Source organism: Pseudomonas sp. MUP55 (genome assembly GCF_034043515.1).
In the GTDB taxonomy this organism is placed as follows: domain Bacteria; phylum Pseudomonadota; class Gammaproteobacteria; order Pseudomonadales; family Pseudomonadaceae; genus Aquipseudomonas.
The window spans coordinates 5,386,880-5,404,519 of record NZ_CP138214.1; the positions used below are offsets into that span (position 1 = coordinate 5,386,880).

Genomic DNA, 17,640 nt, shown 5'->3' on the forward strand with positions numbered 1-17,640 from the left:
GCCAGAGCGCATTTTAATAATCGACACAGCCAGAATGTGGGAGGGGGCTTGCTCCCGATAGCGGTTAGTCAGCTACAGAGAAGCTGACTGATGCACAGCTATCGGGGGCAAGCCCCCTCCCACATGGACCGCATTGCCAATCTCGGGCCAGTGGCGCCAGACCTGCAAAAAAAAACCGCCACCCTTGAGGGGTGGCGGTTTTAGATGATTTCGGTGCGGCTTAGTAAGCCAGGCCGAAGTCCTCTTCTTTCATGTCCATCAGGTTGCTGGCGCCCGACAGCATGGTTGCGACGTGGGTGCGGGTACGCGGCAGGATGCGCTGGAAGTAGAAGCGCGCGGTCTGCAGCTTGGCGGTGTAGAACGCCTCTTCGCTCGTGCCGGCAGCCAGTTTCTCAGCCGCCAGGCGCGCCATGTCGGCCCAGAAGTAAGCCAGGCACGCATAACCGGAGTACATCAGGTAATCCACCGAGGCGGCACCGACTTCTTCACGGTCTTTCATCGCGGCCATGCCGACCTTCATGGTCAACTCGCCCCACTCTTTGTTCAGCGCCGCCAGCGGTGCAACGAACTCCTTGACCGCGTCATTGCCTTCGTTGGCCTGGCAGAACTTGTGGACGATCTTGGTGAAGCCCTTGAGCGCTTCGCCTTGAGTCATCAGCACTTTACGGCCCAGCAGGTCGAGCGCCTGGATACCGGTGGTGCCTTCGTACAGCATCGAAATACGGCTGTCGCGAACGTTCTGCTCCATGCCCCATTCGGCGATGAAACCGTGGCCACCGTAGATCTGCACGCCGTGGTTGGCTGCTTCAAAGCCGACTTCGGTCATGAACGCCTTGGCGATCGGGGTCATGAAGGCCAGCAGGCCATCGGCCTGTTTCTTGGCTTCATCGTCGGTACCGTACTTGACGATGTCCACTTGCTTGGCGGTGAAGTACACCATCGCACGGTTGCCTTCGGCGAAGGCTTTCATGGTCAGCAGCATGCGGCGCACGTCAGGGTGCACGATGATCGGGTCAGCGGCTTTGTCCGGCGCTTTCGGGCCAGTCAGGGAGCGCATCTGCAGACGGTCACGAGCATATTTCAGACCACCCTGGAAACCGATCTCGGCGTGGGCCAGGCCTTGCAGCGCAGTACCCAGGCGAGCGGTGTTCATGAAGGTGAACATGCAGTTCAGGCCTTTGTTCGCCGGGCCGATCAAGTAACCGGTGGCCGCGTCGAAGTTCATCACGCAGGTAGCGTTGCCGTGGATGCCCATCTTGTGTTCGAGGGAGCCACAGGTTACCGCGTTGCGCTCACCGATCGAGCCATCGGCGTTCGGCAGGAACTTGGGCACGATAAACAGCGAGATGCCTTTGGTGCCGGCCGGTGCGTCGGGCAGGCGGGCCAGTACGATGTGGACGATGTTGTCGGCCATGTCGTGTTCACCGGCCGAGATGAAGATTTTGGTGCCGGAGACTTTGTAGGAACCGTCAGCCTGAGGTTCGGCCTTGGTACGCAACATGCCCAGGTCGGTGCCGCAGTGCGGCTCGGTCAGGCACATGGTGCCGGTCCACTCGCCCGAGACCAGTTTGGTCAGGTAAGCCTCTTGCTGCTCAGGCGTACCGTGCTCGGAGATGGTGTTCATCGCACCGTGGGACAGGCCTGGGTACATGCCCCACGACCAGTTGGCTTCGCCAACCATTTCACTCACGGCAAGGCCCAGGGACTCCGGCAGGCCTTGGCCGCCGTGCTCAACGTCGTGGGCCAGGCTTGGCCAGCCGCCTTCGACGAACTGCTTGTAGGCTTCCTTGAAACCGGCAGGGGTCTTAACGCCTGACTCGCTCCAGGTACACCCTTCGATGTCACCCACACGGTTCAGCGGTGCCAGCACTTGCTCACAGAACTTGGCGCCTTCTTCGAGAATGGCGTCAACCATGTCCGGCGTAGCGTCCTGGCAAGCCGGCAGGCTCTGATAGTGCGCTTCATAGCCGAGCAGTTCGTCACGAACGAAGCGAATATCACGCAAGGGGGCCTTGTAGTCAGGCATAGCGATAAACCTCTGCTGATGTATCTGGGATGAACAACCGCATGGATGCGTCGAGGCGGTCAAACAGGTGTTTGAAACATACGTTTACGACCTGGGGTTGTCAAGCGTCAGCCAGATGCCGTTTGTCTTGACTCAGGTCATCGCCAGGCACGGCGATGCCTGCGACGGGTTGTCGCCTCAGAAATGAGTACAAAGGTTTATCAGGATTAAGCAGGGACAATGTGGGAGGGGGCTTGCCCCCGATAGCGGAATATCAGTCAGTACATTTTTAACTGACCCATCGCTATCGGGGGCAAGCCCCCTCCCACATTTTTAAATGGCATGCAGCGAGAGAATCAGGCGTAGGTGTCGATCAAGGTACCGAGCATTTCGTCCGAAGCCTTGGCGACTTTCACACCCAACTCCACTTGAAACTTGCCCTGGGCCATCTCGACCATATTGCTCGCCGAATTGGACGCCTGAGCACGATCATTGGCTTGCAGACGGTCACTTTGCGCGGCCGATGGCTGGTTCGTCGCGGCGCTGGCAATGTTGCCGGCGGCCTGGTCGACACGGTTCTGTCCGGCCTGAATGGTGCTCAGGCCCGAATAAAACGCGCTGCTTCCAGAGATTTCCATGGCGTAAGCCTGCCTTTAGAGAATCGTGAAAATGGATTGAAGCAGACATCCTGGCAAAAGGCCCGTCAAAAACCCTAATGGCATATTGCCTTGCGATAGCCAAAATCAGTCAAGCAGGTCCATTTCCAGGTAGGCCGCCACAGCGGTTGCCCCGGCATGCTTGAGTTTCGGCACACGGCCCAGGCAAGGCGCTGGCAAACGTTCGGCCAACGTGGCGAGGTTTTCTTCCAGACGAGAGGTCTTGGGGTCGATGATATTGGCCACCCAACCGGCCAGCGGCAAACCATCGCGCGCGATCGCTTCGGCCGTGAGCAGTGCATGGCTGATACACCCCAGGCGCACGCCCACCACCAGAATCACCGGTAGCTTGAGGGCAATGGCCAGGTCCGACAGATTGGACTGGTCAGCCAGGGGCACGCGCCACCCACCGGCGCCTTCGATCAAGGTGAAGTCGGCGTTTTGCGCCAGGATCCGCTGCATCGGCTTGAGCAGCGATTGCACCGTCAGCGCGACACCTGCCTCACGGGCGGCCAGGTGCGGCGCAATCGCCGGCTCGAACGCCACCGGGTTGACCTCGGCGTACGTCAACGGCAATGAACATTCGGCGAGCAGCGCCAGGGCATCGGCATTGCGCAAGCCCTTGGGCGTTATCTGGCAACCCGAGGCCACCGGTTTTCCCGCCGCCGTGCTTTTGCCCGCTTGGCGGGCGGCATGCAGCAGGCCGGCGGCGACGGTGGTCTTGCCCACATCGGTGTCGGTACCGGTGATGAAATACGCAGCGCTCATCGCGGTTTCTCCAGTAGGGCGTAAACCACTTGGTAGGACGCAGGCAGGCCCTGGGCCTGGCGGAACTGCTCGTAAGCGTGCACCAGCGCCGCAACCCTTGCGCGGCCCGTCAACCCTCCCGGGCGCCCCGGGTTGAGGTTATGCGCGCCCAAGGCTTTCAGCTCATGGGTCAGGCTACGCACATCCGGGTAGTGCAGCACATGGGCACGTCGCTCCAGGCTGGCCACCCGAAAACCACTGGCTGCGCACAGCTGTTGATAAGCCTCGAAGGTGCGGAAACGATTGACGTGAACCAGCCCATCCACCGCTCGCCAACTGCTGCGCAGCTCATCCAGGGTGCCCACGCACAGGCTGGCAACCGCCAGCACGCCGCCCGGTTGCAACACGCGAAACGCTTCACTGAGGACCGCATCGAAGTTGGCACACCACTGCACCGCCAGGCTGGAGAAGATCAGCTCGAAGCTGTCGGCCTTGAGCGGCAAGCGTTCTGCATCGCCGGCGACGAAGTGCTGCGCCCCGCCTGAAGGCCGCGCATGCTTGAGCATACCCTCGGCAATATCCAGCGCGGTGCCTTGGCTGGCGGGCAGCCGCTCACTCAGTACGCGACTGAAATAACCCGTGCCACAGCCCAGGTCGAGCCAGCGTTGTGGCGCCAGGCCCGCCGGTAAGCGACTCAGCAGTTCATGTCCGACCGCCCGCTGCAACTCGGCCACGCTGTCGTAACTGGCCGCCGCCCGGGAAAACGAGGCCGCCACCTGGCGTTTGTCAGGCAAGGCACCAGGCAAGGGAGGATTGGAGAGATCAGTCATCAACGCACTCATGCAAAAAAGCCTGGATGGCCCCCGCTACACCGTGGGGGTCCTCCAGAAGAAAAGCGTGACCGGCCTGTTCAATCAGGCCGATCTCCACATCGGGCAGCAGCGCCAGCAGGTCGCTGGCAGCCTCGGCCGGCACCAACCCGTCCTGCCCGGCAAACAGGTGCAACTGTGGCCCGCGAAACGCCTGCAAGGCAGCACGGGTGTCCAATTGGGCGAGCAACTCAAGGCCAGGCATCAGCACGCTGGGCGAGGTGTTCGGCGCCCCACTGACCAACAGACGCGAGAGCCCGCGTGGGTCGACGGCGCCCTTGGCGCACAACAGGCCAAAGCGCTTGAGGGTGACTTGGGAGTCGGCGTGGCAACCGGCGAGGAACGCGTCGAACGTTTCAGGGGGCATTGCGTGCGGCCAATCCGCATGGGCGACAAAGCACGGGTTGCTTGCCAGGGTGAGCAGGCCGCAGCAACGCTCGCCACGCCGTGCCGCCAGCTCTGACGCGAGCATGCCGCCCAGGGACCAGCCGCCGAGCCAGACATTGTCCGGCAGCGTGGCATCCAGTTCGTCGAGCCATTCAGCCAGTTCGCTGGAATCCAGCGCCGGCAGCGGTTCGACCTGCACGCGCAGATGTTCATTCAAGCCGTGCAGCGCGGCGGCCAGCGGTTCCAGCGGTGATACCCCCAGGCCCCAGCCGGGCAGCAATACCAGTCGATCACGCATGCTCGGGCTCCGTAGCGTTTAACATCCGGAAACACGCCTCCAATGCGTTTAACAATAGCTGCACCTGCGCCGCGCTGTGGGCTGCCGTCAACGTCACACGCAAACGGGCGCCGCCGGCGGGCACGGTGGGGGGCGGATCGCGGTCACCATCAGCCCGCGCTCGCGCAGCATCTGCGACAGGCGCAGGGCGCGTGCGCTGTCGCCAATCAGGATCGGCTGGATTGGCGTGAAACTGTCCATCAGCGCCAGGCCGATCTGCTCGGCGCCCTCGCGAAACTGGCGGATCAAAGCGTTGAGGTGCTCGCGTCGCCAATGCTCGGTGCGCAGCAGCTCCAGGCTTTTCAAGGTGGCGCAGGCCAATGCCGGCGGCTGGCTGGTGGTGTAGATGTACGGCCGGGCGAATTGGATCAGGCTTTCGATCAGCTCTTCACTGCCCGCCACAAAGGCCCCGGCGGTGCCGAACGCTTTACCGAGGGTGCCGACCAGCACCGGCACGTCCTCCTGGCTCAAGCCGAAATGCTCGACGATCCCGCCGCCGTTGGCTCCCAGCGGGCCGAAGCCATGGGCGTCGTCCACCATCAACCAGGCGCCCTTGGCCCTGGTTTCACGGGCCAGCGCCGGCAGGTCGGCCAGGTCGCCATCCATGCTGAACACGCCGTCGGTGACCACCAGCGTATTACCGGTGGCTTTCTCCAGGCGCTTGGCCAGGCTGGCGGCGTCGTTGTGCAGGTAACGGTTGAAACGTGCGCCGGACAACAACCCGGCATCCAGCAACGAAGCATGGTTGAGACGGTCTTCCAGCACCGTATCGCCCTGCCCCACCAGCGCCGTGACCGCACCGAGGTTGGCCATGTAACCGGTGGTAAACAGCAAGGCATGTGGGCGCCCGGTCAGGTCGGCCAGCGCCTCTTCCAGGTGATGGTGCGGCGTGGCATGGCCCACTACCAAGTGCGACGCACCACCACCCACACCCCAGCGCGATGCACCGGCGCGCCAGGCCTCGATCACTTGCGGATGGTTGGCTAGGCCCAGGTAGTCGTTATTGCAAAAGGCGAGCAGCGGCTTGCCGTCCACCACCACGTCCGGGCCTTGTGGGCTCTGGAGCAAGGGACGATGACGGTACAGGTGTTCGGCACGGCGGGCAGCGAGGCGCGCGGCGAGATCGAAAGACATGCAGGCCTCGATTTAACAGGTTCAGCTTGGTGAGTGTGGGAGGGGGCTTGCTCCCGATGGCGCAGTGTCAGTCAACTTATGCACCGACTGACACGCCCCCATCGGGAGCAAGCCCCCTCCCACATTGGGATTGGGGTTGAGTCAAACAGCGGCGTTGTAGAACTGCTCGCTGCTCTTCTGCTCCACCAGGGCCTGCTCAATCGCTGCCTGATGCACTTCGTCGGCGTGCTCTTCACGCTCCTCCGGCAGAATCCCGAGGCGCGAGAACAGTTGCATGTCCTTGTCTGCCTGCGGGTTAGCGGTGGTCAGCAGCTTGTCGCCGTAGAAGATCGAGTTGGCACCGGCAAAAAAAGCCAGGGCCTGCATCTGCTCGTTCATCGCCTCACGGCCAGCCGACAGGCGCACATGGGACTGCGGCATCAGGATGCGCGCCACCGCCAGCATGCGGATGAAGTCGAACGGGTCGATGTCCTCGGCGTTTTCCAGCGGCGTGCCGGCCACCTTGACCAGCATGTTGATCGGCACCGACTCCGGATGCTCCGGCAGGTTGGCCAGCTGGATCAGCAGATTGGCGCGGTCGTCGAGAGACTCGCCCATGCCAAGGATGCCGCCCGAGCAGATCTTCATCCCCGACTCACGCACGTAAGCCAGGGTTTGCAGGCGCTCGCTGTAGGTACGGGTGGTAATGATCGACCCGTAGAACTCCGGCGAGGTATCGAGGTTGTGGTTGTAGTAATCAAGGCCGGCCTGGGCCAGCGCGGCGGTCTGGTCCTGATCGAGGCGGCCAAGGGTCATGCAGGTTTCCAGGCCCATGGCCTTCACGCCTTTGACCATCTCCAGCACATAGGGCATGTCTTTGGCCGAGGGATGCTTCCATGCGGCGCCCATGCAGAAACGCGTCGAGCCGATGGCCTTGGCGCGGGCAGCCTCTTCGAGAACCTTCTGCACTTCCATCAGTTTTTCTTTTTCCAGGCCGGTGTTGTAGTGACCGGACTGCGGACAATATTTGCAATCTTCCGGGCAGGCCCCGGTCTTGATCGACAGCAGGGTGGATACCTGCACGCGGTTGGCGTCGAAATGCGCGCGGTGCACGGTCTGCGCCTGGAACAACAGGTCATTGAACGGCTGCACGAACAGGGCTTTGACTTCGGCCAAAGACCAATCGTGACGCAGGGTGGCAGAGGTGCTGGCGCTCATGGGCGATTCCTTGATTATGCTTTGGCTAACGCTGCGGGAAGGGCAATACCCACAGGCACGACACGGATGCTCGGCATATTTAAGGAAGATTCATGCACTGTCAACCAAGCCACCAACACCAGGTTTACATCTGGTTAAAAAGCGTACAAACCTGTTTGATCTGCGATGAGCGGCACGAAAGCCTCGATTGCGTGTGTAACGCCTGCGAAACCGAGCTGCCGTGGCTGACGGAGCAGTGTGAGATTTGCGCCTTGCCTTTACCCATGGACGGGCTGGTCTGCGGCCAATGCCAGAAACAACCGCCTGCGTATCAACAGGTGATTGCGCCCTGGACCTACAGCTTCCCGGTCGACAGCCTGATCAGCCGGTTCAAGCACCAGGCAAACTGGCCGTTGGGGCATCTGCTGGGACGCCTGCTGGGGCGGTTCCTGCAATATCGCTTTGAGAATACCGACCTCACTCGCCCCGAATGCCTGGTGCCGGTACCCATGCCACCCAAACGCCTGCGTCAGCGTGGCTATAACCAGGCCGCGATGCTGGCGCGCTGGCTCAGTGCCGACCTGAACATCCCCTACGATGAACAGCTGTTGTTACGCCCCCATGAAACCATTGCGCAACAGGACCTCGACGCCAGGACGCGCAAGCGCAACCTGCGCGATGCCTTCGCCCTGGCACCCGGCGCCCGAGTGCAGGGGCGCCACCTGGCGCTGGTCGACGACGTGCTGACTACCGGCGCCACCGCCCACAGCCTGGCGCGGTTATTGGTCAAGGCCGGTGCACGCCGGGTCGATGTGTATTGCCTGGCCCGCACGCCAAAACCCGGCACCTGACTTGACTCCCGCGCCGCCGGGCGGCAACGTCGGTTCATTCCAGCCAAGCGTGTTCCCATGCCCCTGCCCTCGCCGCTCAGCCAGCACATCATCCGCCGCCCCCAGCGCATTGCCCTGCTGGGGCATATCGCCGAGCAGGGTTCCATCACCCGCGCCGCGAAAAGCGCCGGGTTGAGCTACAAGGCCGCCTGGGACGCCATCGATGAACTGAACAACCTGGCGCAAAAACCGCTGGTGGAGCGCAGCGTCGGCGGCAAAGGCGGTGGCGGCGCCAGGCTGACCGCAGAAGGTGAGCGCGTGCTGCGCCTCTATCAACGCCTGCAAGTGCTGCAAGCCGAAGTACTCGCCACCCAGGAGGCGGCCAGCGACTTCAACCTGCTGGGCCGCCTGATGTTGCGCACCAGTGCACGCAACCAGCTGCACGGCCGGGTCAGCGCGATTGAGCGCCATGGGCGTAATGATCGGGTCCGCCTGGAGTTGGCGGGTGGCTTGTACCTGGATGCACAGATCACCCATGACAGCACGCAACGGCTGGAGCTGGAGACTGGCGTGGAAGTGGTCGCGCTGATCAAGGCCGGATGGTTGGAATTGCTGGCCATCGGGCAAGCCGCAACACTTGGACACAATTGCATGAGCGGTGTGATCGAGACAATTCTTGACGCCCAGGATGGCCCCAGCGAGGTGCGTATCGGCCTGCCCAACGGCCAGGTGCTGTGTGCCTTGGCGCCGCCCGCCGCGCTTGCCGCACTCAACGCCGCGCCAGGCCAGCCGATCCAGGTGCAGTTCGCCCCGGCCAATGTACTGCTCGGCACCCCGGTGTAGCCGGCACGCGCCATCAAACTGCAACAATTTCGTCACGCCCGCTCCTTATGGTGTCTGCAAAAACCGTAGGGAGCCTGAGATGAGCCTATTAGAAGAACACCAAGCCACCGACCTCGAACAGATGGTCGGCCTCACCCGTCGCCGCTTTATCGGCGCCGGTGCCCTGTGCGGCGCCGCGATGTTCCTGGGCGGCAACCTGCTCAGCCGCAGCGCGCTGGCCGTGAACGCCGCATCCGCCAGCCCCTTGCTGGGGTTTGCCAGCATCGCCGCCGCCACCAGCGACACCCTTACCCTGCCGCCCGGCTACAGCGCCTCGGTGCTGATCAGCTGGGGCCAGCCCTTGAGCAAACGTGCACCCGCCTTCGACCCCTCCGGCAACGGCACGGCCGCGGCCCAGGAACAGCAGTTCGGCGACAACAATGACGGCATGAGCCTGTTTGCGTTCCCTGGCGACGAGCGCCGCGCCCTGATGGCGATCAACAACGAATACACCAACTACCGCTACCTCTACGCCCACGGCGGCGCGCCGCAATCGGCCGAAGACGTGCGCAAGGCGCTGGCCAGTGAAGGCGTTTCGGTTATCGAAATACAGCGCAAGGGCGACACCTGGCAGTTCGTCCAGGACTCACGCTACAACCGGCGCATCCACGGCAACACGCCGATCCGCCTGAGTGGCCCGGCCGCCGGCCACGACTGGTTGAAAACCAGCGCCGACAAGACCGGCAAGAAAGCCCTGGGCACCTTCCAGAACTGCGCCAACGGCAAAACCCCGTGGGGCACTTACCTCACCTGCGAAGAGAACTTCACCGACTGCTTCGGCAGCAGCAACCCGCAGCAAACCTTCGATGCCGGGCAAAAACGCTATGGCGTGGTCGCCGCCAGCAAGGACATCCACTGGCACACCCACGATCCGCGCTTCGACATGGCCAAGAACCCCAACGAACTCAACCGACACGGCTGGGTCGTGGAAATCGATCCGTTCGACCCCCAATCCACCCCGGTCAAGCGCACCGCCCTGGGCCGCTTCAAGCACGAAAACGCCGCCCTGGCAGAAACCCGCGACGGCCGCGCCGTGGTGTACATGGGCGATGACGAGCGCGGCGAGTTCATCTACAAGTTCATCAGCCGCGATCCGATTGACCACAACAACCCGAAGGCCAACAAGGATCTGCTTGATCACGGTACCTTGTACGTCGCGATCTTCGACGCGGGCAATGGCGATGCCGATCATTCCAAGGGCAAAGGCCAGTGGGTGGAGCTCACCCATGGCAAAAACGGTATCGATGCCAGCAGCGGCTTTGCCAGCCAGGCCGAGGTGCTGATTCATGCGCGCCTGGCCGCCAGCGTGGTGAAAGCCACGCGCATGGACCGCCCGGAATGGATCGTGGTCAGCCCCACCGACGGCCAGGTCTACTGCACCCTCACCAACAACGCCAAGCGTGGCGAAGACGGCCAGCCGGTGGGCGGGCCCAACCCGCGCGAGAAGAACGTGTATGGCCAGATCCTGCGCTGGAAAGCCGACGCCGATAACCACGGTGCCACGGACTTCACCTGGGACCTGTTCGTCGTCGCCGGCAACCCCGGTGTACACGCAGGTTCGCCCAAGGGCGGCTCGTCCAACATCAACCCGCAGAATATGTTCAACAGCCCGGACGGCCTGGGTTTCGACAAGGCCGGCCGCCTGTGGATTCTCACCGACGGCGATTACAGCAACGCAGGCGACTTCGCCGGCATGGGCAATAACCAGATGCTTTGCGCCGACCCATCCACGGGAGAAATTCGCCGGTTCATGGTCGGGCCGGTGGCGTGTGAAGTGACCGGCATCAGTTTTTCGCCGGATCAGAAAACCCTGTTCGTGGGCATTCAGCATCCGGGCGAAACCGGCGGTTCGACCTGGCCGGAGCATCTGCCCAATGGCAAGCCGCGTTCTTCGGTGATGGCGATTCGGCGCGATGATGGCGGCATCGTCGGCGCCTGATCGCGCGCCATCGGGGGCAAGCCCCCTCCCACTTTTGTCCCGTGTTCGTCATAACAACGTGGCCACCTGTGGGAGGGGGCTTGCCCCCGATGACAATGGCACAGCCACCACCTATCTCAAGCCCGGTGCGTTACCATACCCGGCCGGACGCGGCGCCCTGCTGCGCGCAGGAGTTCGCATGGCCCACCCGTTTGAAACACTCACCCCTGACCTGGTACTCGACGCCGTCGAAAGCATCGGCTTTCTCAGCGACGCCCGCATATTGGCGCTCAACAGCTACGAAAACCGCGTGTATCAGGTGGGCATCGAAGACTCCGAACCGCTGATCGCCAAGTTCTACCGGCCGCAGCGCTGGACCAACGAGGCGATCCTGGAAGAACACCGCTTCACCTTCGAACTGGCTGAATGCGAAGTGCCGGTAGTCGCGCCGCTGATCCACAACGGCGAAAGCCTGTTCGAACACCAGGGTTTCCGCTTCACCCTGTTTCCACGCCGTGGCGGCCGGGCACCGGAGCCGGGCAACCTCGACCAGCTCTATCGCCTCGGACAATTGCTGGGCCGTTTGCACGCCGTCGGTTCCACCCGCCCGTTCGAACACCGCGAAGCGCTGGGTGTGAAGAATTTCGGCCACGATTCCCTGACCACCCTGCTCGAAGGCAACTTCATTCCCAAGAGCCTGTTGCCGGCCTACGAGTCCGTGGCCCGCGACCTGCTCAAGCGCGTGGAGGAGGTGTACAAGGCCACCCCGCACAAGAACATCCGCATGCATGGCGACTGCCATCCCGGCAACATGATGTGCCGCGACGAGATGTTCCACATTGTCGACCTGGACGACTGCCGCATGGGCCCGGCGGTGCAGGACCTGTGGATGATGCTGGCCGGTGACCGTCAGGAATGCCTGGGCCAACTGTCGGAACTGATGGACGGCTACCAGGAGTTCCACGACTTCGACCCGCGTGAACTGGCCCTGATCGAACCCCTGCGCGCCCTGCGCCTGATGCACTACAGCGCCTGGCTGGCGCGACGTTGGGACGACCCGGCTTTCCCCCACAGCTTCCCCTGGTTTGGCAGCGAGCGTTACTGGGGCGATCAGGTGCTGGCGTTGCGTGAGCAATTGTCGGCACTCAATGAAGAACCGCTGAAACTCTTCTGATCGCTTGTGCTTTATGTGGGAGGGGGCTTGCCCCCGATGACGGGCTACCTGTCAGCCTGTCTTTAGCTGACACATTGCTATCGGGGGCAAGCCCCCTCCCACAGAAAGCAGACCTCATTGCCAGGCAGGTCCCACTGCCTGGCAAATATCCTTACAATCGCCCTTTGTTAGCTGCCTAAGCAAGGATTCTGCAATGCACGCCGCCAACCCTCGCAAGGGGTACATCCTGGGCCTGAGTGCCTATGTCATCTGGGGTCTGTTCCCGCTCTATTTCAAAGCCATCGCCAGCGTGCCCGCCGCCGAGATCATCGTGCATCGGGTGCTGTGGTCGGCGCTGTTCGGCGGTTTGCTGTTGACGGTATGGAAACACCCGGGCTGGTTTCGCGAGCTACGCGACAACCCAAAGCGCCTGGCGATCCTCGCCCTCAGTGGCTCGCTGATCGCCGCCAATTGGCTGACCTACGTGTGGTCGGTCAACACGGGGCGCATGCTTGAAGCGAGCCTGGGTTACTACATCAACCCGCTGGTGAATGTGTTGCTGGGCATGCTGCTGCTCGGCGAACGTTTGCGTCGTCTGCAATGGGTGGCCGTGGGTTTGGCGGCGGCCGGTGTGGCGCAACAAGTGTGGCAAGTCGGCAGCTTGCCGTGGGTGTCGCTGGCGTTGGCGCTGACGTTTGGCTTCTATGGTTTGATCCGCAAGCAGGCGCCGGTCAAGGCGCTGCCGGGGCTGGTGGTTGAGACCTGGATGCTGGTACCGATCGCCATCGCGTGGTTGTTGTTCAACCCCACAGCGCACAGTGCACAAATGGCCTTCTGGAGCACCTCCGAGGCCTGGTGGCTGGTGGCCGCAGGGCCTGTCACGCTGGTTCCGCTGGTGTGTTTCAACGCCGCCGCACGGCATTTGCCCTACACCGCACTGGGCTTTTTGCAGTACGTGGCGCCAACCCTGGTGCTGCTGGAAGCCGTGCTGCTGTTCGGCGAGCACCTGGCGCCCAGTACGTTGACCGCGTTCGCCTTCATCTGGGCCGGCCTGGTTATCTACAGCCTGGACGCCTGGCTGAGCATGCGCAAACGCTGATCAAATAACGTACAACCCTCTGCAAGCCACAGCCTTTGTGGCTTGCAGCGATTCACCCCAAGGTTATCCACAACCTGATCCCCGCCATTTGTGCACAAGCCCTTGAAACTGCTCGTTTTTTGCTCAGTTGGCGAAGAGGCCCGGTCGGCGTGGCCTGGCGTCGGGTCTCTACAGGTTATCCACAGGCCCATGCAAGATTTCCATGCATAACCTTGTGCGTGGTTATTCTTCGTTGTGCAGTTCCACCATCAGGTCGTCCGCCAGGGTTTCCAGGGAGGCCTGCAAGGCCTCCAGGGACAATGTCGAAGGCACCTGCAGCAAGGCCTCGGCGCTGAACAGCGGATCACCGCTCATCGGGGCCGGACGCACCTCGGTGCTCAGGCGCTCCAGGTTGACGCCCTGCTTGCTCAACAGCGCCGTAATCTCACGCACGATACCCGAGCGGTCATTGCCCACCAGGGTCATCACAATCGGCTTGGAGGCCGACGCCTGCCCGGAGCTGCCCTCACCCACCAGCACACGAATGCCGTGTGTGGATAAATCCTCCAGCGCCCCCACCAATGCCTGACGGCTCTGCGGCGGCACACTGACGCGCAGGATCCCGGCGAATTGCCCGGCCATATGCGCCATGCGGCTTTCCAGCCAGTTGCCACCGTGGGCAGCGATGTTCTGCGCGATGCGTTCAACCAGGCCGGGTTTGTCGGCGGCGATAATTGTGAGTACAAGATGGTCCATGGCGAAGCCCTCTGGAATTCAACCTACAAGGTGGACCCGCAAGTCTTCGAAAACAAATCGTGTACCATTTTTATATTTATCTGGAACAATCCAATAGTTTTTTGAGAACATCCGGTTCTCCGCTGTGACCGTACGACCAAAGTGGGTCGCTAAACGACGTATTTAGTCTAATTTTCACAACCGCAAGTCATCATGTAGTATGCCCAACCGTGCACTACATAATGAAAATCTGAAAAAGCGCATAAGCTCCGCAGAGTGAGGCAAGCAATGACTGAACACGTTCAAGTCGGTGGCCTGCAGGTCGCCAAAGTCCTGTTCGACTTCGTGAACAACGAAGCCATTCCCGGTACCGGCATCACTGCCGACCAGTTCTGGGCCGGTGCCGACAAGGTCATCCACGACCTGGCCCCGAAGAACAAAGCCCTACTCGCCAAACGCGACGATTTCCAGGCGCGGATCGATACCTGGCACCAGACCCATGCCGGCCAGGCCCACGACCCGGTGGCCTACAAAGCCTTCCTGCAAGATATCGGATACCTGCTGCCAGAAGCCGCAGACTTCCAGGCCTCGACGCAAAACGTCGATGACGAGATCGCACGCATGGCCGGCCCCCAACTGGTGGTGCCGGTGATGAATGCGCGCTTTGCCCTCAACGCCTCGAATGCGCGCTGGGGTTCGCTGTATGACGCGCTCTATGGCACCGACGCCATCAGCGAAGCCAACGGCGCTGAGAAGGGCAAGGGCTACAACAAAGTGCGCGGCGACAAGGTCATCGCCTTCGCCCGTGCGTTTCTCGACGAAGCCGCGCCGCTGAGTGCGGGCAGCCACGCTGAGTCCACCGGCTACAAGATCGTCGACGGCACGCTGATCGTCAGCCTCAAGGGCGGCAGCAACAGCGGCCTGCGTGACGACACGCAACTGATCGGCTTCCAGGGCCCCGCCGCAGAGCCGATTGCGATCCTGCTCAAGCACAACGGCCTGCACTTCGAGATCCAGATCGACGCCAGCACCCCGGTCGGCCAGACCGACGCCGCCGGCGTCAAAGACGTGCTGATGGAAGCCGCGCTGACCACCATCATGGACTGCGAAGACTCCGTGGCCGCCGTTGATGCCGACGACAAAGTGGTGATCTACCGCAACTGGCTCGGCCTGATGAAGGGCGACCTGGCCGAAGAAGTGGCCAAGGGCGGCAAGACCTTCACCCGCACCATGAACCCCGACCGCGTCTACACCGGCGTGGACGGCAACGACGTCACCCTGCATGGCCGTTCGCTGCTGTTCGTGCGCAACGTTGGCCACTTGATGACCATCGACGCGATTCTCGACAAAGACGGCAACGAAGTGCCGGAAGGCATTCTCGACGGCCTGATCACCAGCCTGGCGGCGATCCACAGCCTCAACGGCAACAGCACGCGCAAGAACAGCCGCACCGGTTCGGTGTACATCGTCAAACCGAAAATGCACGGCCCCGAAGAAGCAGCGTTCACCAACGAGCTGTTCGGTCGCATCGAAGACGTGCTGAACCTGCCGCGCAATACGCTGAAAGTCGGGATCATGGACGAGGAACGCCGCACCACGGTCAACCTCAAGGCCTGTATCAAGGCGGCCAGCGAGCGCGTGGTGTTTATCAACACCGGCTTCCTCGACCGCACCGGCGATGAAATCCACACCTCCATGGAAGCCGGCGCGATGGTGCGCAAGGCGGCCATGAAAGCGGAAAAATGGATCGGCGCCTACGAGAACTGGAACGTCGACATCGGCTTGAGCACCGGCCTGCAAGGGCGTGCGCAAATCGGTAAAGGCATGTGGGCGATGCCCGACCTGATGGCCGCGATGCTCGAACAGAAAATCGCCCACCCACTGGCCGGCGCCAATACCGCCTGGGTACCTTCGCCCACGGCTGCCGCGCTTCACGCGTTGCATTACCACAAGGTCGATGTGTTCGCCCGCCAGGCCGAATTGGCCAAGCGCGAACGCGCCTCGGTGGACGACATCCTCACCATCCCTCTGGCCAGCAACACCGATTGGTCCGAAGAAGAAATCCGCAACGAACTGGACAACAACGCCCAGGGCATCCTCGGCTATGTGGTGCGCTGGATCGACCAGGGCGTCGGCTGCTCCAAAGTGCCGGACATCAACGATGTGGGCCTGATGGAAGACCGCGCCACCCTGCGTATCTCCAGCCAGCACATCGCCAACTGGTTGCGCCATGGCATCGTCAACGAGGCCCAGGTGATGGAAAGCCTCAAGCGCATGGCGCCGGTGGTAGACCGTCAGAACGCAGGCGACGCGCTGTACCGTCCGCTGGCGCCGGATTTCGACAGCAACATCGCGTTCCAGGCGGCGGTGGAGTTGGTGATTGAAGGGACCCAGCAACCGAATGGGTATACCGAGCCGGTGTTGCATCGCAGGCGTCGGGAGTTCAAGGCTAAGAACGGCCTGTAAATGAAGAAAGCCCTGATCGAGAGATCGGGGCTTTTTTTCTCATTCATCAAACAGGCTTAAAGTCATAGGACGTCACCTTATAGCTACCATTGAGCGTCACGGAACGGCCTCCCGATTCAAACCTTACGTCTTCCAACCTCCCCACATGCTGAAAATCTGGGCTGAACGGGGGGCGGTCGACGAGTACCGTAAGGCGACCCGACACAACACTGGATTGCCAGAACTCATGGCCGTTAGGATCACGGTAGGTGATGTATAGATCCGGATGTTCACGTTGGTGAGGGCCAGCGGCTAAGTCACTTCCATACTGGATACGGATACTTTCGGGTGCCTCATCACCAATCCATTCTCCGTCTAGTGCACTCCAGGATAGGTATCCAAACACACTCGTCGGTTTGAATTCATGAGTGTGCCCATCCTCAGTAACCTTGATATCCCCTTCTCCAGCAGTCAGGGCTTTAGCCTCTGCCAATTGTTTCTCATCGATTCCATTAATGTTCATGATGAACTCCTGTTTGCGGTTGATGGAACCCAGGCCACCGGCCGGTACCTTCTCAACCAGTAAACAGGCATCGCATCGACGCTCGCTACTGTCACAATTGACAGTTCTTCGCGAAACCCGACCAATGGAATGACCTAAGGCACCATCCCCAACTCCCGCTTCACCAACTTCGCCAGCTTCGCGCTATCGATCGGCTTGAGCAGAAAATCCACCACGCTCAAGTGCATGGCATCAATCACATCCGGTGCTTCCGCATCCCCCGACATAATGATGATCGGCAGTGCCGCACGCGTGGACTGGCGCACCTTGCTGATCAACTCCAGGCCGTTACTCGGTGCCATGCGCAGGTCGGTGATCAACAAACCGATGGAGCTGCTCGATTTCAACAAGTCCCACGCCGCCTCACCACTGTCGGCGGTCATGCAGCGAATGCCGTCCAGCCCCAGGATTTCCGCCAGCAGTTCACGCGCGTCCTTGTCGTCATCCACGATCAATACGCGTTGGGGCGGTAAATCAGGCTCCAGCATCACGGCGCTCAGCGCCTCGCGCTCGGCATCACTCAAAATATCGTGGTCGGACATACGTTTCTCAACAATTCTCTTCAATCTCCCAGCACACTCGTCAGACATCTGCTGGAGGGCGAACAATGTGCACTTCGTCGGAAAGTTTGCCTAGTGGGTGTTCTACGGGTTTTGGACGATAGTCATGTAAGGTTTTTCCCTAGTTTTGCTCAGGTCTCACCAACCTAGACTTACGTCCAATGGG

Annotated in this window: 15 protein-coding genes and 1 pseudogene; 6 read left to right on the forward strand and 10 right to left on the reverse strand. The window is 61.6% G+C overall.

Features of this window, described 5'->3' with window-relative positions:
• Positions 1–220 precede the first annotated feature (220 nt).
• The 7 genes and pseudogenes from SC318_RS24350 to bioB all read right to left on the reverse strand — a co-directional run bounded on the left by SC318_RS24350 (position 221) and on the right by bioB (position 7,332).
• Entirely contained in the window at positions 221–2,026 is a 1,806-nt protein-coding gene (locus tag SC318_RS24350) for a phenylacyl-CoA dehydrogenase (protein ID WP_320428753.1), read from the reverse strand.
• Positions 2,027–2,361: 335 nt separating this feature from the next.
• The gene (locus SC318_RS24355; protein ID WP_320428754.1) at positions 2,362–2,643 is read right to left on the reverse strand and encodes a pyrroloquinoline quinone biosynthesis protein PqqE; all 282 of its coding nucleotides are present in this window, start codon (positions 2,641–2,643) and stop codon (positions 2,362–2,364) included.
• A 105-nt stretch (positions 2,644–2,748) separates the two neighbouring features.
• Positions 2,749–3,429: a dethiobiotin synthase gene (gene bioD / locus SC318_RS24360; RefSeq protein WP_320428755.1), complete on the reverse strand. Its 681-nt coding sequence runs from the start codon at positions 3,427–3,429 to the stop codon at positions 2,749–2,751.
• Complete coding sequence (gene bioC / locus SC318_RS24365) at positions 3,426–4,238, reverse strand: malonyl-ACP O-methyltransferase BioC (protein WP_320428756.1); 813 nt, start codon at positions 4,236–4,238, stop codon at positions 3,426–3,428. Before bioC ends, bioD begins: the two co-directional genes overlap by 4 nt.
• Complete coding sequence (locus SC318_RS24370) at positions 4,231–4,962, reverse strand: alpha/beta fold hydrolase (RefSeq protein ID WP_320428757.1); 732 nt, start codon at positions 4,960–4,962, stop codon at positions 4,231–4,233. Before SC318_RS24370 ends, bioC begins: the two co-directional genes overlap by 8 nt.
• Positions 4,955–6,135, reverse strand: a pseudogene (gene bioF, locus SC318_RS24375) (8-amino-7-oxononanoate synthase). The gene SC318_RS24370 and the pseudogene bioF overlap by 8 nt, the downstream one beginning before the upstream one ends.
• A 141-nt stretch (positions 6,136–6,276) precedes the next feature.
• A complete protein-coding gene (bioB, locus tag SC318_RS24380) occupies positions 6,277–7,332 on the reverse strand; it encodes a biotin synthase BioB (protein WP_320428758.1) in 1,056 nt (351 codons plus the stop codon).
• A 92-nt stretch (positions 7,333–7,424) separates the two neighbouring features.
• Here bioB and SC318_RS24385 point away from each other — a divergent pair, with 92 nt between their 5' ends.
• The 5 genes from SC318_RS24385 (at position 7,425) to rarD (ending at position 13,193) form a co-directional block, all read left to right on the forward strand.
• A complete protein-coding gene (locus SC318_RS24385; protein WP_320428759.1) occupies positions 7,425–8,162 on the forward strand; it encodes a ComF family protein in 738 nt (245 codons plus the stop codon).
• Positions 8,163–8,219: 57 nt separating this feature from the next.
• Positions 8,220–8,984, forward strand: coding sequence for a molybdenum-dependent transcriptional regulator ModE (locus tag SC318_RS24390; protein WP_320428760.1), 765 nt, complete (start codon positions 8,220–8,222; stop codon positions 8,982–8,984).
• A gap of 79 nt (positions 8,985–9,063) precedes the next feature.
• The gene (locus SC318_RS24395; protein ID WP_320428761.1) at positions 9,064–10,962 is read left to right on the forward strand and encodes a PhoX family protein; all 1,899 of its coding nucleotides are present in this window, start codon (positions 9,064–9,066) and stop codon (positions 10,960–10,962) included.
• A 178-nt stretch (positions 10,963–11,140) separates the two neighbouring features.
• Positions 11,141–12,115 carry an SrkA family protein kinase gene (locus SC318_RS24400; protein ID WP_306490618.1) on the forward strand — a complete coding sequence of 325 codons (975 nt, stop codon included), beginning with the start codon at positions 11,141–11,143 and terminating at the stop codon, positions 12,113–12,115.
• 193 nt (positions 12,116–12,308) lie between these two features.
• Entirely contained in the window at positions 12,309–13,193 is an 885-nt protein-coding gene (rarD, locus tag SC318_RS24405; RefSeq protein WP_320428762.1) for an EamA family transporter RarD, read from the forward strand.
• Positions 13,194–13,415: 222 nt separating this feature from the next.
• Here rarD and SC318_RS24410 read toward each other — a convergent pair whose 3' ends face one another.
• Positions 13,416–13,928 carry a glycine cleavage system transcriptional repressor gene (locus tag SC318_RS24410; RefSeq protein WP_320428763.1) on the reverse strand — a complete coding sequence of 171 codons (513 nt, stop codon included), beginning with the start codon at positions 13,926–13,928 and terminating at the stop codon, positions 13,416–13,418.
• Between the two features lie 267 nt (positions 13,929–14,195).
• Between SC318_RS24410 and SC318_RS24415 the strand changes: the two genes are divergently transcribed.
• Positions 14,196–16,373 (forward strand): malate synthase G, encoded by a 2,178-nt coding sequence (locus SC318_RS24415; RefSeq protein WP_320428764.1) that lies wholly within the window; start codon positions 14,196–14,198, stop codon positions 16,371–16,373.
• A gap of 46 nt (positions 16,374–16,419) precedes the next feature.
• Here SC318_RS24415 and SC318_RS24420 read toward each other — a convergent pair whose 3' ends face one another.
• Together SC318_RS24420 and SC318_RS24425 are read right to left on the reverse strand one after the other, a co-directional pair.
• Positions 16,420–16,875, reverse strand: a complete 456-nt coding sequence (locus SC318_RS24420; RefSeq protein ID WP_320428765.1) for a hypothetical protein — start codon at positions 16,873–16,875, stop codon at positions 16,420–16,422.
• Between the two features lie 134 nt (positions 16,876–17,009).
• Complete coding sequence (locus SC318_RS24425) at positions 17,010–17,456, reverse strand: response regulator (protein ID WP_320428766.1); 447 nt, start codon at positions 17,454–17,456, stop codon at positions 17,010–17,012.
• Positions 17,457–17,640: the final 184 nt, after the last annotated feature.

What these genes read in the sequence shown, in the direction of transcription:
- SC318_RS24350 (WP_320428753.1), bottom strand. Translation starts at nt 2,026, where the DNA reads ATGCCTGACTACAAGGCCCCCTTGCGTGATATTCGCTTCGTTCGTGAC.
- SC318_RS24355 (WP_320428754.1), bottom strand. Translation starts at nt 2,643, where the DNA reads ATGGAAATCTCTGGAAGCAGCGCGTTTTATTCGGGCCTGAGCACCATT.
- bioD (WP_320428755.1), bottom strand. Translation starts at nt 3,429, where the DNA reads ATGAGCGCTGCGTATTTCATCACCGGTACCGACACCGATGTGGGCAAG.
- bioC (WP_320428756.1), bottom strand. Translation starts at nt 4,238, where the DNA reads ATGACTGATCTCTCCAATCCTCCCTTGCCTGGTGCCTTGCCTGACAAA.
- SC318_RS24370 (WP_320428757.1), bottom strand. Translation starts at nt 4,962, where the DNA reads ATGCGTGATCGACTGGTATTGCTGCCCGGCTGGGGCCTGGGGGTATCA.
- bioB (WP_320428758.1), bottom strand. Translation starts at nt 7,332, where the DNA reads ATGAGCGCCAGCACCTCTGCCACCCTGCGTCACGATTGGTCTTTGGCC.
- SC318_RS24385 (WP_320428759.1), top strand. Translation starts at nt 7,425, where the DNA reads ATGCACTGTCAACCAAGCCACCAACACCAGGTTTACATCTGGTTAAAA.
- SC318_RS24390 (WP_320428760.1), top strand. Translation starts at nt 8,220, where the DNA reads ATGCCCCTGCCCTCGCCGCTCAGCCAGCACATCATCCGCCGCCCCCAG.
- SC318_RS24395 (WP_320428761.1), top strand. Translation starts at nt 9,064, where the DNA reads ATGAGCCTATTAGAAGAACACCAAGCCACCGACCTCGAACAGATGGTC.
- SC318_RS24400 (WP_306490618.1), top strand. Translation starts at nt 11,141, where the DNA reads ATGGCCCACCCGTTTGAAACACTCACCCCTGACCTGGTACTCGACGCC.
- rarD (WP_320428762.1), top strand. Translation starts at nt 12,309, where the DNA reads ATGCACGCCGCCAACCCTCGCAAGGGGTACATCCTGGGCCTGAGTGCC.
- SC318_RS24410 (WP_320428763.1), bottom strand. Translation starts at nt 13,928, where the DNA reads ATGGACCATCTTGTACTCACAATTATCGCCGCCGACAAACCCGGCCTG.
- SC318_RS24415 (WP_320428764.1), top strand. Translation starts at nt 14,196, where the DNA reads ATGACTGAACACGTTCAAGTCGGTGGCCTGCAGGTCGCCAAAGTCCTG.
- SC318_RS24420 (WP_320428765.1), bottom strand. Translation starts at nt 16,875, where the DNA reads ATGAACATTAATGGAATCGATGAGAAACAATTGGCAGAGGCTAAAGCC.
- SC318_RS24425 (WP_320428766.1), bottom strand. Translation starts at nt 17,456, where the DNA reads ATGTCCGACCACGATATTTTGAGTGATGCCGAGCGCGAGGCGCTGAGC.